At 73.5% G+C, this 13,474-nt stretch carries 12 protein-coding genes; 6 read left to right on the forward strand and 6 right to left on the reverse strand.

Annotated elements, in window-relative coordinates; genetic code table 11:
* Positions 1 to 2 precede the first annotated feature (2 nt).
* Positions 3 to 551 carry an RNA polymerase sigma factor gene (locus ETU37_RS10150; protein ID WP_165372478.1) on the reverse strand — a complete coding sequence of 183 codons (549 nt, stop codon included), beginning with the start codon at positions 549 to 551 and terminating at the stop codon, positions 3 to 5.
* A 71-nt stretch (positions 552 to 622) separates the two neighbouring features.
* Between ETU37_RS10150 and ETU37_RS23645 the strand changes: the two genes are divergently transcribed.
* The 3 genes from ETU37_RS23645 (at position 623) to ETU37_RS10165 (ending at position 2,952) form a co-directional block, all read left to right on the forward strand.
* Positions 623 to 1,351, forward strand: a complete 729-nt coding sequence (locus tag ETU37_RS23645; RefSeq protein ID WP_129987170.1) for a hypothetical protein — start codon at positions 623 to 625, stop codon at positions 1,349 to 1,351.
* Between the two features lie 108 nt (positions 1,352 to 1,459).
* The gene (rlmN, locus tag ETU37_RS10160; protein ID WP_129987172.1) at positions 1,460 to 2,593 is read left to right on the forward strand and encodes a dual-specificity RNA methyltransferase RlmN; all 1,134 of its coding nucleotides are present in this window, start codon (positions 1,460 to 1,462) and stop codon (positions 2,591 to 2,593) included.
* Between the two features lie 89 nt (positions 2,594 to 2,682).
* Positions 2,683 to 2,952: a DUF1876 domain-containing protein gene (locus ETU37_RS10165; RefSeq protein ID WP_129987174.1), complete on the forward strand. Its 270-nt coding sequence runs from the start codon at positions 2,683 to 2,685 to the stop codon at positions 2,950 to 2,952.
* Between the two features lie 6 nt (positions 2,953 to 2,958).
* Here ETU37_RS10165 and ETU37_RS10170 read toward each other — a convergent pair whose 3' ends face one another.
* Positions 2,959 to 4,050 carry an LOG family protein gene (locus ETU37_RS10170; protein WP_240755658.1) on the reverse strand — a complete coding sequence of 364 codons (1,092 nt, stop codon included), beginning with the start codon at positions 4,048 to 4,050 and terminating at the stop codon, positions 2,959 to 2,961.
* 86 nt (positions 4,051 to 4,136) lie between these two features.
* Here ETU37_RS10170 and ETU37_RS10175 point away from each other — a divergent pair, with 86 nt between their 5' ends.
* Positions 4,137 to 4,808, forward strand: coding sequence for a class I SAM-dependent methyltransferase (locus tag ETU37_RS10175; RefSeq protein ID WP_129987176.1), 672 nt, complete (start codon positions 4,137 to 4,139; stop codon positions 4,806 to 4,808).
* 3 nt (positions 4,809 to 4,811) lie between these two features.
* Here the strand turns inward: ETU37_RS10175 and ETU37_RS10180 are convergent, their stop codons facing one another.
* A complete protein-coding gene (locus ETU37_RS10180; protein WP_129987178.1) occupies positions 4,812 to 5,225 on the reverse strand; it encodes a MaoC family dehydratase in 414 nt (137 codons plus the stop codon).
* A gap of 22 nt (positions 5,226 to 5,247) precedes the next feature.
* A complete protein-coding gene (locus ETU37_RS10185) occupies positions 5,248 to 6,195 on the reverse strand; it encodes a serine protein kinase RIO (RefSeq protein ID WP_129987180.1) in 948 nt (315 codons plus the stop codon).
* A gap of 241 nt (positions 6,196 to 6,436) precedes the next feature.
* Here ETU37_RS10185 and ETU37_RS10190 point away from each other — a divergent pair, with 241 nt between their 5' ends.
* Positions 6,437 to 7,864 (forward strand): M1 family metallopeptidase, encoded by a 1,428-nt coding sequence (locus ETU37_RS10190; protein ID WP_129987182.1) that lies wholly within the window; start codon positions 6,437 to 6,439, stop codon positions 7,862 to 7,864.
* Positions 7,865 to 7,903: 39 nt separating this feature from the next.
* Positions 7,904 to 9,790, forward strand: a complete 1,887-nt coding sequence (locus tag ETU37_RS10195) for a propionyl-CoA synthetase (RefSeq protein WP_129987184.1) — start codon at positions 7,904 to 7,906, stop codon at positions 9,788 to 9,790.
* Here the strand turns inward: ETU37_RS10195 and ETU37_RS10200 are convergent, their stop codons facing one another.
* Entirely contained in the window at positions 9,791 to 11,956 is a 2,166-nt protein-coding gene (locus tag ETU37_RS10200) for a putative bifunctional diguanylate cyclase/phosphodiesterase (protein ID WP_165372479.1), read from the reverse strand.
* A gap of 239 nt (positions 11,957 to 12,195) precedes the next feature.
* Positions 12,196 to 13,473 carry a YeeE/YedE family protein gene (locus ETU37_RS10205; RefSeq protein WP_129987187.1) on the reverse strand — a complete coding sequence of 426 codons (1,278 nt, stop codon included), beginning with the start codon at positions 13,471 to 13,473 and terminating at the stop codon, positions 12,196 to 12,198.
* Between the last annotated feature and the right edge of the window lies 1 nt (position 13,474).

The following is a 13,474-nucleotide window of genomic DNA, read 5'->3' on the forward strand; positions in this document are numbered from 1 at the left end:
GCTCAGCCGTCGGCGAGGTGCGTGCGCAGGCGGCCGAGCGCCCGATGCCGCGCGACGCGTACGGCGGTCGGGCTGATGCCGAGCGCGGCGGCGGTCGTCGCCGCGTCCAGCCCGGCCACGTCGATCGCCGCCACCACCTCGGCTTCGCGCGGTGGCAGCAGTGCGAGCAGCCGGGCGACGTCGTCGCGCGCCACGACGGTGAGGGCGACGTCGTCCACCACGCCCCAGGACTCGTCCACGCTGGGTGCGTCGCTCGGTGTGGTGGCCCGCCGCCTCGACCGGCGGCGCACGTTGGCGACGTGGTGGCGCCCGATGCCGAAGAGCCATCCGGCGAACGCCTGCTCGTCCCCCCGGAACGACCCGATCCGGCGCGCGGCGGTCAGCCAGACCTCCGCGGCGACGTCTTCGGCGGCGGCCGCGACGTCCCCGGTGCCGAGCGTGTGCAACCACACCAGGAGGCGGCCGGCGTAGGCGTCGTACAGCAGCCGCCACGCCTCGGCGTCGCCGGCACGTGCCCGCTCGACGACGCCTGCGGGGGGATGGGCAACCACGGCAGCCCCTCGGATCCGGGACAGGACGGGGCGAATGTAACGCGATCGGACGCTCGCGACATGAAGCAGGCGTGAGGAACCAGCCGAGCCGCCGCGACGTCTCCGACGCGCTGCGCGCCGAGGTGCCGACCCCGGCGCCCGACCCGGCGTTCCTCCAGCTGCTGGCCGGTGCGGCAGCTGCCCACTCCCCGATGGAAGGTGTGCTCGTGCGCAAGCTCTCGGTTCCGAAGATCGTCGCGGCCGCGGCGGCCGTCGCCCTCGTCACGACGGGTGGCGCCTACGCCGCGGGCGCCCTGACCGCCGACCAGCCCGCTCCGGTGGCGCCCGCGACGTCGTTCGACGAGCAGGACGACGAGCAGGACGACGTCGAGGAGCCCGCGGTCGAGGACGCCGACGACCAGGGTGAGGACGCCGACGACCAGGGTGAGGTGGACGAGGTCGAGGAGCCGGACGTCGACGAGGCCGACGCGGAGGACGAGGCCGACGAGGCCGACGCGCCGGAGCACGAGGACGCCGACGACCAGGGCGAGGACGCCGACGACCAGGGCGAGGACGCCGACGACCAGGGCGAGGACGCCGACGACCAGGGCGAGGACGAGGACCACGCCGACGACGACCACGAGGGCCACGCCGACCAGGGCGACCAGGGCGACGAGGGCGACGAGGGCGACGAGGGCGACCAGGGCGACGAGGGCGACGAGGGCGACCAGGGCGACGAGGGCGACGAGGGCGACCAGGGCGACGAGGGCGACCAGGGCGACCAGGGCGACCAGGGCGACCGGGGCGACGACGAGGACTGAGCCGACCCGCCCCGGAGGCGAACGTGGGTCCCGTCACGTCGCGTCGCGGTCCTCGTGGAGGCGCTCGATTCGGCCGGTGGGCCCCGCGGATGGGAGACTGGGCACCGTATGACGGAGTCATCGGAGCCTGTGAAGACCCTTCCCCTCGTCTTCGACGAGCCGCGCGGCCGCAAGAAGCCCCCGCGCCACCTCGCCGACCTCTCCGCCGCCGAGCGCAAGGAGCTGGTGGCCGGTCTCGGGCTGCCCGGGTTCCGGGCGCGGCAGCTCGCCACGCACTACTTCTCCCGCCTGGTCGACGACCCGGACCAGATGACCGACCTGCCGGCCGCGGACCGCGAGCAGCTCGTCGCCGGGCTGCTGCCGCACCTGATGACCCCGCTGCGCACGCTCGAGGCCGACAAGGGCACGACGCGCAAGACGCTCTGGAAGCTCTTCGACGGGGCGCTCGTCGAGTCGGTGCTGATGCGCTACCCCGACCGCACCACGATGTGCGTCTCGTCACAGGCCGGCTGCGGGATGGCCTGCCCGTTCTGCGCCACCGGCCAGGGCGGCCTCCAGCGCAACATGTCGACCGCCGAGATCGTCGAGCAGGTCGTCGCGGGCGCCCGCTCGCTCGCGCGGGGCGAGGTGCCCGGCGGCCCGGGCCGCGTCAACAACGTGGTGTTCATGGGCATGGGCGAGCCGATGGCCAACTACAAGGCCGTGATCGGTGCGGTCCGCCGGCTCACCGACAAGGCACCCGACGGGCTCGGCATGTCCGCGCGCGGCATCACCGTCTCCACCGTCGGGCTGGTGCCGCGGATCAACCAGCTCGCGCAGGAGGGCATCCCGGTCACGCTGGCGCTGTCGCTGCACGCGCCCGACGACGAGCTGCGCAACGAGCTGGTCCCGATCAACACCCGCTGGTCGGTGCACGAGGCTGTCGAGGCGGCCTGGGAGTACGCCCGCACGACCAAGCGCCGCGTGTCGATCGAGTACGCCATGATGCGCGACATCAACGACCAGGCCTGGCGGGCCGACCTGCTCGGCGACGTGCTCACGTCGTACGGCGACTGGGGCTGGGTGCACGTCAACCTGATCCCGCTCAACCCCACCCCCGGCTCGAAGTGGACCGCGTCGCGCCGCGAGGACGAGCGGGAGTTCGTGCGCCGGCTGGAGGCCAAGGGCGTCCCGACCACCGTGCGCGACACCCGCGGCAGCGAGATCGACGGCGCCTGCGGGCAGCTGGCCGCCCACGAGTGATCCGGGGTTCCGGTCGCGGCGTCCCGGGAGCAGACTGAGGACACCCCCGGAGGCTGCGTCGCACCCACCCTCACCGGAGGAGCCGGCGCATGAAGGACAAGACCTGGAACGTCACCATCGCGATCCACGAGGACGGTGACGACACGCACGTCGACGCCGTGCTCGAGCTCGACAACAAGCTGGAGGTCCGCGGCCGGGGCATGAGCCGGCGCAACCCGCGGGACGACTCGGAGCCGCTGATCGGCGACGAGCTCGCCGCGGCCCGCGCGCTCTCGGACCTGGCCCACCAGCTGCTCAGCCGGGCGGCCTGGGACATCGAGGCCAAGACGCACGTGCCCGCGAAGTCGCTGGCCCTCTGAGCCCGGTCAGCCGGGACCGAGCAGCCCGACCACGTCGGAGACGTCGTCGACGAGGTGCACGCGTGCGGCCATCGTCCGGTCGGCCGCCAGCGCCTCCAGCAACGGCCACGCCGGCAGCTCGCGGGTCCAGTGGTCGACGCCGACCAGCACCATCGGGGCGACGTCGGCGTCGGGGGCGTAGTAGTTCTCGCACGCATCCTGGAACACCTCCTGCACGGTGCCCGCGCTCCCCGGCAGGAAGACGATCCCGGCGTCGCACAGGTGCAGCAGGACGTCCTCGCGGATGGCGTTCTTGAAGTACTTCGCCACGTGCGTCGCCATCGCGTTCGGCGGCTCGTGGCCGTAGAACCACGTCGGCACGCCGAGCGACTCGGTTCCCGACCACCGCTCGCGTACGGCGAACGCCGCCCGCGCCCACGCCGTCGTCGCCGCGCGGTAGGAAGGCGCGTCCGCCAGCATGGTCAGCGCCTCGTCGAGCGCACCGTCCTCGGGGCCGCCGAGGTAGGCGCCCAGGTTCGCCGCCTCCATCGCGCCGGGACCGCCGCCCGTCGCGACGGTCAGTCCCGACCGCGCCAGGTCGCGCCCGAGGCGGGCGGCCTCCGCGTAGCCGGCCGAGTCGCGCTCGACAGCGTGACCACCCATCACGCCGACGATGCGCCGCCCCCGGACGTACTCGGCGAGGGCGTCGTCGATCGCATGGTCGTGCAGCGACTGGGCGAGGTGGTCGGCGATGTCGTCGGAGGCGCGCGACCACGCGTAGGCGCGTGCGTCGAGCGTCGCGTCGTACCCCTGCTCGAGGTCGCGGTACAGGTCGGTGGGGGAGTACAGCGCGGCGCGGTAGGGGTCGACGGGCACGTGCGGGACCCGGGGGAAGAGCAGCGCGCCCTGCCGGCGCAGGTGCTCCTCGTCGTCGGGCAGCAGCCGGCACCCCAGCAGCAGCGCGCCCCGCGCGTCGAGCCGGCGCAGCGTGTCGCTCCGGCCGCGCAGGTCCAGCGACTGCAGCCGCCAGTGCCGCATCGAGGTGGCGCCGGCGGCGACCAGCCGGTCCAGCTCCTCCAGCGTCTCGATCTCGCGGGTGGCGGGACGGCGGTCGGGCACGACGGCCAGCCTAGGGTGTGCGTGCCGGTTTGCCGAAGCAGCAACACGGTTTGTCACGTCGGTCGCGGGTGCCGCACCCTGGTGACATGAGCGAGCACGACCACCAGCCCCGGCACGAGCACCAGCCGCAGCAGTCCGGGCACACCGAGATGTTCGAGCCCGACGCCTGGGACGAGCGCTACTCCGGCGCCGAGACGGTCTGGAGCGGCCGTCCCAACCCGCAGCTCGTCGCGGAGGCGGCGGCGCTGACGCCGGGCACCGCCCTCGACGTCGGCTGCGGCGAGGGCGGCGACGTGATCTGGCTGGCCCAGCAGGGCTGGACCGTGACCGGCGCGGACTTCTCGGCCAACGGGCTCGCCCGCGCGGCCGGGCACGCCGAGGCCGCGGGGGTGGGCGACCGGTGCGACTGGTGGCAGGTGGACGCGCGCAGCTTCGCGCCCGACGGGCGCCAGTTCGACCTGGTGACCTCGCACTTCCTGCACCCGCCGGACGCCGGCATGGTCGACGTGGGGCGCCGGCTCGCCGCGGCCGTCGCGCCGGGCGGGCACCTGCTGCTCGTCGGGCACGCGCCGTCGGAGGTCTTCACCCAGCTGTCGGAGAGCCACCGCCGGGCGATGTGGGTCGCCGCGGAGCTGCTGCCCGGACTGCCCGACGACTTCGAGGTGGTCGTCGCGGAGGAGCGCCCGCGCACCGCGACCCGCGACGGAGTCACGATGGAGATCGAGGACGCGACGCTGCTGGCCCGTCGCCGGGCCTGATCGTCAGGCCAGGTCCATCGTCCAGCAGACCGCGGTGCCCTCCAGCAGCAGCGTGCCGTCGTCGCGGTGCACCGTCGTGCGCAGCTCGGTGATGGGCTTGTCCTCGCGTGCGGCCGTGACCTCGACCCGGCCGGTGATCGTGTCGCCGGGCCGGCCGGGCGCCTTGAAGTCCCACGTGACGTTGAGGAACACCGTGCCGGGCCCGGGCAGCTTCTCCGCGACGACCGCGTTGAGGATCGCGCTGGTGATCCCGCCCTGCACGACGATCTCGCCGAAGCGCGACGCCCGGGCCGCCTCCTCGTCGTAGTGCAGCGGGTTGAAGTCCCCGCTGATCCGGCTGAACAGGGCGATGTCGTCGTCGGTGATCGTCCGCGACATCTCGGCGGTGTCCCCGACGCGTGGTGGTGTCCGGCTCATCTCCGCAGACTAGAGCCCGGCCCTAGAACGCCGACGCCAGCAGCTCGCCGTACAACGTGTGCTCGTCGGCGACCTCCGGGTCGAGCCCGCGGGAGCGGAACCAGCTGCAGACGTTGGCGCAGTCGCGCAGCAGGAAGTCCATGCCCTGCGGGTTGGCGACGATGTCGACGGCCTGCGGCAGGTCGATGACGACCAGCCGCTCACCCGCCGCGAGCACGTTGTACGGCGAGAGGTCGCCGTGCGCGACCCCGTGCCGCGCCAACGCCGCCATGGCGTCGCGCAGCTGCTCGAAGTACGACCGGAGCAGCTCGGGGCCGGGACGGGTCTGCGCGAGCCGGGGCGCGGCCTGGCCGTCGACCTGGACGAGCTCCATGAGGATCTCGGTCCCGTCGATCTGCACCGGGTAGGGCACCGGCACCCCGGCCTCCCAGAACCGCTTGAGCGCCTCCCACTCCGCCCACGCCCACTGCCCGGCGGCGACGGCGCGGCCGTGGGCGGTGCGCTTCGCGAGCGCGCGGGCGTCGCGGGAGTTCCGGGTCCGGCGGCCCTCGGTGTAGGTGCTGCTGCGGTGGAAGGACCGGTGGTCCTCGTCGCGGTAGCGCTTCGCGGCCATCACGACCGCCTGCGACGGGTCGTCGGGCACGGCGCGCTCGACGAGGAACACGTCGGCCTCCTTGCCGGTCTTGAGGACGCCGAGCTCGGTGTCGACCGCGGCCTGGGACGTGACGAGCCAGTCGGGGCGTGGCTCGGGTCCCCGGCACAGCGGCTCGACGCTGTGCCACGTGGACCAGCGCTGGTCGTCGCCCGGGTCGTCGTACGACCGGAAGTCGAAGACGAAGCGCTCGTCGACCTCGGCGAGGTCGACCGGCTCGAGGTCCGGCCAGGGCAGGTCGGTGGGTCGTTGCTCACGAGTGCCGGTGAGCTCGGCGAGGGCGCGCTCAGAGGCGCGCGAGGTGTGACGCGAGGACATCGCGGTGGTGGCTCCTGGAGTGAGAGTTGATCGAGGGGGTCGCGGGCACGCGAACGACAAGGACGCGCATGGTCACCCCTCTCACTCCGGGCCGTCGCCTCGCGGCGGGCCCACCGGTCTCGTCGGACCAGGGTGGAGGACGCAGGTCACGCTTCGCAACCGTTTATTGCGACCGGCCACGGGGGTCCTCCACGCGCCCTAGGCTGGGCCGGCCAAGCAGTCCCACCGTCTCGGAGGTTCCGTGTCCCTCGCCGCCCGCGGCCGCCGGCTGACCGCGCTCGTCGCGGCCGCCGGCCTGCTCGCCGTCCCGAGCGTCGTCGGCGCGGCCGAGGCCCGCACGGCACCGGGCGCACCGGGCATCGGCGACCCGTACTTCGCCAAGGCCGGCAACGGCGGCTACGACGTGCACCACTACGACATCGGCGTGCGGTACACCCTGTCGTCGGGTCGCCTCGACGGGACGACGACGGTGACCAGCCGGGCGACCCAGGGGCTGTCGCGGTTCAACCTCGACCTCGCCCTCCCGGCCGCCACCGTCACCGTGGACGGCACCCCGGTGCGCTTCTCGCAGAAGGGCCACGAGCTCGTCGTCACGCCGAGCCGGCCGATCCCGCAGGGCGGCACGTTCACGACCACCGTCACCTACGCCGGCGTGCCCGACGACGTCTACCGCGGCGGCGTGAACCCGTGGATCAGCAGCCCGACCGAGGTGATGGCGACCAACGAGCCGCACATCGCCGCGTGGTGGTTCCCGTCCAACGACCACCCCCGCGACAAGGCGACCTTCGACATCGCCGTCACCGTCCCGGCCGGCCAGCAGGCGATCAGCAACGGCGACTTCGGCGGCACCACCTCGGCCGGCGGCTGGGACACCTGGCGCTGGCACGTGCCCGACCCGATGGCGACCTACCTCGCGTTCTTCGCCGCCGGACGGTTCCAGATCGAGAGCGGCGTCGCCCAGGGGCTGCCCTACTTCAACGCCGTGTCGACGGGCCTCGAGGAGACCAACCGCGCCAAGGCGATGAAGCTGATGCGCCGGTCGCCGGGCATCGTGCGCTGGCTGGAGACCCAGCTCGGCCCCTACCCGTTCAGCTCCACCGGCGGCGTCACGACGTCGCTGTTCGCCGGGTTCGCGCTGGAGAACCAGGGCCGCCCGACGTACCCCTTCCTCGGCAACGGCCGCTACGGCCGCGACACGGTCGTGCACGAGCTCGCCCACCAGTGGGTCGGCGACTACGTCTCGGTCGACCGGTGGCGCGACATCTGGCTCAACGAGGGCTTCGCGACCTGGTTCGAGTGGCGCTACGCCGAGGCGCACGGCGGGCAGTCCGCGCAGAAGGCGCTGCTCGGCCGCTACCGGGGGTACGCCGCCGACGACCCGGTCTGGGACCCCGACCTCGCCGACCCCGGCAAGGACCACCTGTTCGGGTTCGCGGTCTACGAGCGCGGCGGCATGGCGGTGCAGGCGCTGCGGCACCGGATCGGTGACGACGACTTCGCCCGGCTGCTGCGCACCTGGGTGCAGCGCAACGGCGACGGCACCGCCCGGGTCGGCGGCCTGGAGCGGCTCGCCGAGGAGGTGTCGGGGGAGCGGCTCGGCCGGTTCTTCGACGCCTGGCTGCGCTCGGGGAGGAAGCCCGCGCGGACGGCCGCCAACGGCCTGCGCTGACCCGTGCCGCGGCGCCGGGGCACGGCCTAAGGTCGGGGCATGGAGCGATACGCGGAGGTGCACCGGCGCAGCATCGAGGACCCCGAGGGGTTCTGGGCCGAGCAGGCCGGGCTGGTCGACTGGATCCACAAGCCGACGCGCGTGCTGGACGACGACCGGCCGCCGTTCTACCGGTGGTACCCCGACGGCACCCTGAACACCTGCTATAACGCCCTCGACCGGCACGTGGTCGCCGGCCACGGCGACCGCACCGCGCTGGTCTACGACAGCCCGGTCACCGGCACGACGCAGTCGTTCAGCTACGCCGAGCTCGTCGAGAAGGTGGCGACCTTCGCGGGCGCGCTGCGGCACTTCGGCGTCGGGAAGGGCGACCGGGTCGTCATCTACCTGCCGATGATCCCCGAGGCCGTGATCGCGATGCTGGCCTGCGCGCGGATCGGCGCCGTGCACTCCGTCGTGTTCGGTGGGTTCGCGCCGCACGAGCTGGCGGTGCGCATCGACGACGCGAAGCCGAAGGTGCTCGTCACCGCGTCGTGCGGCATCGAGCCCACCCGCGTCGTGGAGTACAAGCCGATGGTCGACCGCGCCCTCGAGCTCGCCGAGCACGCGCCCGACGCCGTCGTGGTCAAGCAGCGGCCCCAGCTCGAGGCGACCATGGTCGAGGGCCGCGACCACGACTGGAACCTCGTGATGAAGGCCGGCCTCACCTCGCCCGCGGAGTGCGTCGAGGTGCGGGCCACCGACCCGCTGTACGTGCTCTACACGTCGGGGACCACCGGCAAGCCCAAGGGCATCGTCCGCGACAACGGCGGCCACGCCGTCGCGATGGCGTGGTCGCTGCCGCACGTGTACGACGTGCATCCCGGCCAGGTCTGGTGGGCCGCCTCCGACGTCGGCTGGGTCGTCGGGCACTCCTACATCGTCTACGCGCCCCTGATCTGCGGCGCGACGACGGTGCTCTATGAGGGCAAGCCCGTCGGGACGCCGGACGCCGGCGCGTTCTGGCGCGTGGTCGCCGAGCACGGCGTCGAGGCGCTGTTCACCGCGCCGACCGCCGTACGCGCGATCAAGAAGGAGGACCCGTCGGCGGCACTGCTCGCCGACCACGACCTGTCCCGGTTCCGCACGCTGTTCCTGGCGGGGGAGCGGCTCGACCCGGACACCTGGCAGTGGGCGACCGACGCGCTCGGCGTCCCGGTCGTCGACAACTGGTGGCAGACCGAGACCGGGTGGCCGATCGCGGCCAACCTGAGGGGTCTCGACCCGATGCCGCTCAAGCCCGGGTCGCCGAGCGTGCCCGTCCCCGGCTACGCCGTCGAGATCCTCGACGAGCACGGCAAGCCGGCCCCGGTCGGCACCGAGGGCGCGATCTGCCTGCGGCTGCCGCTGCCGCCCGGCACCCTTCCGACGCTGTGGGGCGACGACGACCGGTACGTCGCGTCGTACCTGTCGGCCTTCGACGGCTACTACCTCTCGGGTGACGGCGGCTACGTCGACGACGACGGCTACCTGTTCGTGATGGGCCGCACCGACGACGTCATCAACGTCGCGGGGCACCGGCTGAGCACCGGGTCGATGGAGGCGGTCATCGCCGCGCACCCGGCGGTCGCCGAGTGCGCCGTCATCGGCGTCGCCGACCAGCTCAAGGGCCAGCTGCCGCGCGCGTTCGTGGTGCTCAAGGCCGGCGTGACCAACGACCCCGACGACGTCGCGCGCGAGCTGGTGGCGCGGGTGCGCGACGAGATCGGCGCGGTGGCGGCGTTCCGGGAGGTGACCGTCGTGGGCGGCCTGCCGAAGACCCGGTCCGGCAAGATCCTGCGCAAGACGATGCGCGAGATCGCCGACGGAGCCGACCCGGCCGTGCCGTCCACGATCGAGGACGCCGGCGTGCTCGACACGATCCGGCCGGCGCTGCGCCGGGAGTGATCAGCCGAGCGAGTCGTCGGCCCAGGGGGCGGCGTGGCGGGGCTGCGCCTCGGCGCGCACCCGCTGGCGGGGGACGCCGGCCCGCATGAGGTGGTGCGCGCGGGCCAGGTCGACCGGGCGCGACCAGAGGTAGCCCTGGCCCATCGTGCAGGCGGCCTCCTTCAGCCACGCGGCCTGCTCGGGGAGCTCCACGCCCTCGGCGACGGTGGTGAGCTGCATCGTGCGGCTCATCGCGATGATCGCCTCGGTGACCGATGCGCCCTCGCGGCCGTCGCACACGTTGTCGACGAAGGTCTTGTCGACCTTGAGGATGTCGACCGGCAGGCGGGAGAGGTAGGCCAGCGAGCTGTAGCCGGTGCCGAAGTCGTCGATCGCCACGTGCACGCCGAGGTCGCGCAGCACGGCCAGCCGCTCGACCGCGCCGGCCATGTCGTCGAGGAGCACCGACTCGGTGATCTCCAGGACGAGGTGGCGCGGGGCGAGGCCGGAGTCCTCGAGCGCGGCGACCACCCAGTCGACGAAGTCGGCCTGCACGATCTGCTGCGCGGCCACGTTGACCGACATCGTCGGCTGGTGCAGCGCGGTCTGCAGGCCGACGGCCGCGAAGCAGGCCTCGCGCAGCACCCAGTGGCCGAGCTCGACGATCAGGCCGCTCTGCTCCGCGATCGAGATGAACGCCTGCGGGGCGAGCAGACCGCGCGTGGGGTGCTGCCAGCGGACCAGCGCCTCGAAGCCGGTGATCGTCTCGGTGCGCAGGTCGACGGTCGGTTGGAAGTGCAGCACGAACTCGTTGTCGCGGATCGCGTGCTGCAGCTCGCCGCGGATCGCGAGCCGCTCGAGCGCGAGCGCGTGCAGGCCGGGCTCGTAGTGGGCGAACGTCGCCTTGCCGCGGTCCTTGGCCCAGGCCATCGCGACGTCGGCGTTGCGCAGCAGGTCGGAGCCGGTGACGTCGGCGTCAGGGGCGACGGCGATGCCGATGCTGGCGTGGGCCGACACAGCGGTGTCCTCGAAGCGGAACGGCTCGTTGAGCCGGGTGAGGATGCGCCGAGCGATCTTCTCGGCACCGTCGGCGTCGCGGCCCTCGAGCAGCACCGCGAACTCGTCACCGCTCATCCGCGCCACCGTGTCGGCCGGGCTGAGCTCGGCCTGCAGGCGGGTGCCGAACTCCGCGAGGACCTGGTCGCCCACGCCGTGCCCGCGGCTCTCGTTGACGTGCTTGAAGTCGTCGATGTCGCACATGAGGACGGCCAGGGGCTCCTGGCGTACGGCGAGCCGGTCGGTGGCGTGCTCCAGCCGGTCGCGGAACAGCTGACGGTTGGCCAGGCCGGTCAACGGGTCGCGCAGGGTGTGCTCGTTGGCCCGGTCCTCCTGGTCGTGGCGCTCGGTCACGTCGCGGACGGTGAGCACCCAGCCCTCGATCGACGGGTCGTCGGACCGGTCGGCGAGCGTGCCGGTGAGCACCTGGAGCCGGCCCTCGCCGGCGTCGAGACGGAGCGTGACGTCGTGGTCGCCGCCGCGCGCGGTGACCAGGTGCCGGGCGACGGTGGCGGAGTCGTGGGCGGAGAGCAGGTCGACGAGCCGCCGGCCGACCAGGTGCTCGGGCAGGATCCCGAGGATCGCGGACGCCGACGGGCTGACGTAGCTGAGCGTGGAGTCGTGGTCGAGCACGGCGACCAGGTCCGGGCTGGTCTCCACGAGCGCCGACATCCGGCGGGCGTCGGCGCCGGCGCGCTCGTGGTGGACGAGCTCGCGGGCGAGGGCGCGCTGGCGGCCGGACAACCGGCGCAGCCCGAGCAGCGTGCCGAGGGCGAGCAGCGCGAGCAGGGCGCCCGTCAGGCCGAGGGCGTACAGGTCGGCCCGTGCCTGCCGGCGGGAGAGGTCCTCCCCGATGGCCGCGGTCTGCTCCTCGAGGGCGGCGAAGGCGACGGGGTCGGAGGTGTCCTCGATCCACAGGGCCAGACGCGTCTCCAGCGCCTCGCTGTCCCCGGCGGCGATGCCGGAGTCGACGACCTTCTGCACCGCGCGGCTGGTGGCCGAGGCCGCCTCGGTGCCGGGCCGGCGGCCCATGCCGTCGAGGCTGCCGCTCAGCCGTGCATAGGCGGAGTACTGGGCGTCGACGCGGTCGTCGAGCGCGTCGACGGCGCGCAGCGCACCGAACGCGGCCACGGCGAGAAGGACAGCCCCCACAGCGGCCCCGCCGACGCCTAGCCGCACGACCCGGCCCTGGTCCATCACCACCCCTGTCACCCCGCAGGCCCCCACCTGCACACTCGCGTGTCGCGATGAAGGTAACCGCTGGTCCGGCCGAAACCGCGCATATGCGACGCCGAAACGCCGGTGGCCTCGACAGTCTTTGACGTCGGGGCCACCGGCGTCCGGTGACGGTGGTACGGCGGGGCGGTCGGTCAGCAGACGCTGTCGACGGGCTTCGGGTTGGTGAGCCCGAACAGCGGCCGCAGCCGCAGGCCGGCGAACGTGCCCAGCAGGGCCATCGCGCCCCACAGCCACCCGTGCAGGCTGAACGACGAGATGCCGCCGAAGTAGGCGCCGATGTTGCAGCCGAAGGCGATCCGGGCGCCGTACCCCATGAGCACGCCGCCGATCACCGCCCCGAGGGCGAGGCGGCCCGGGATCCGACGGTGCACGATGAACGCGCCGGCCGCCGCCGAGGCGACCATGGCGCCGAGGATGACGCCGAAGTCCATGACCGACGTCTTGTCGAGCAGCACGGACGCCTCGAGCTTCGGGGCGTTGAGCTCCTGCTGCCAGTAGGGCCACGACGCCACGTCGACGCCGAACCAGGACAGCCACTTCGAGCCCCACAGCGCGAACGCCGACGTCACGCCCCAGCCCTGGCCGGAGACGGCGAGGGTGAGCGCGTTGAGCCCGGCGAGCAGCACCCCGCCCGCCCACAGCGGCCACGAGCCGCGCAGGGCGCGGGCGACGCCGCGCGCCGACGGCGGGTGCTCGACCGGGGGCGGGTTGCGGCGCCGGCCGACCACCACGGTGATCCCGGCGATCGCGGCCATGACGGCCAGCGAGACCGCCCAGGCGCCGGCGTACCCGAGCGGCGTGCTCGTCGCCAGCGAGACGGCGGGGCCGGTCGGCATCGACTCGGCCCAGAACTGGAAGTGGTACGCGCCGAGCACCGACCCGGCGATGAAGCCGCCGAGCGTGATCAGGATCGAGGTCTGGCCGCTGCCGATCGCGAACAGCGTGCCGGACGCGCAGGAGCCTCCGAGCTGCATGCCGACGCCGAACAGGAACGCGCCGATGACGACGCCGGACCCCAGCGGTGAGACGAAGCCCATCGTGGGCTCGCCGGAAAGGCTCACGCCGCCGGCGAGCAGCGGAGCGAACAGCGTGCAGGCCACCGCGAGCATCAGCATGTGCGCGCGCAGCGCCTTGCCCTGGCCGACGGAGACCAGCTGCCGCCAGGCGGAGGTGAAGCCGAACCGGCTGTGGAACAGCACCAGGCCGAGGGCCAGGCCGATCAGGAACAGCGTGAACATCACCCAGCCGGCGGTGACGAACGTGAGACCGGCGAGCACGAGCGAGGCGAGCAGCGCGGCGAGCACCACGCCGACCTGGGGCGGTGGCTGCTCGGCGGCGGGCGGGGCGGGTCGGGAGGGCGCGACGGACCGGCTGCGGCCCGTGGCGCCGACGCGATCGGCGACGGACATG

This window comes from Nocardioides iriomotensis (genome assembly GCF_004168035.1).
Taxonomy (GTDB): domain Bacteria; phylum Actinomycetota; class Actinomycetes; order Propionibacteriales; family Nocardioidaceae; genus Nocardioides_B; species Nocardioides_B iriomotensis.

Excerpts from the sequence above, each read along its gene's own strand:
- ETU37_RS10195 (WP_129987184.1), top strand. The coding sequence starts at position 7,904 with ATGGAGCGATACGCGGAGGTGCACCGGCGCAGCATCGAGGACCCCGAG.
- ETU37_RS10185 (WP_129987180.1), bottom strand. The coding sequence starts at position 6,195 with ATGTCCTCGCGTCACACCTCGCGCGCCTCTGAGCGCGCCCTCGCCGAG.
- ETU37_RS10180 (WP_129987178.1), bottom strand. The coding sequence starts at position 5,225 with ATGAGCCGGACACCACCACGCGTCGGGGACACCGCCGAGATGTCGCGG.
- rlmN (WP_129987172.1), top strand. The coding sequence starts at position 1,460 with ATGACGGAGTCATCGGAGCCTGTGAAGACCCTTCCCCTCGTCTTCGAC.
- ETU37_RS10205 (WP_129987187.1), bottom strand. The coding sequence starts at position 13,473 with ATGTCCGTCGCCGATCGCGTCGGCGCCACGGGCCGCAGCCGGTCCGTC.
- ETU37_RS10165 (WP_129987174.1), top strand. The coding sequence starts at position 2,683 with ATGAAGGACAAGACCTGGAACGTCACCATCGCGATCCACGAGGACGGT.
- ETU37_RS10175 (WP_129987176.1), top strand. The coding sequence starts at position 4,137 with ATGAGCGAGCACGACCACCAGCCCCGGCACGAGCACCAGCCGCAGCAG.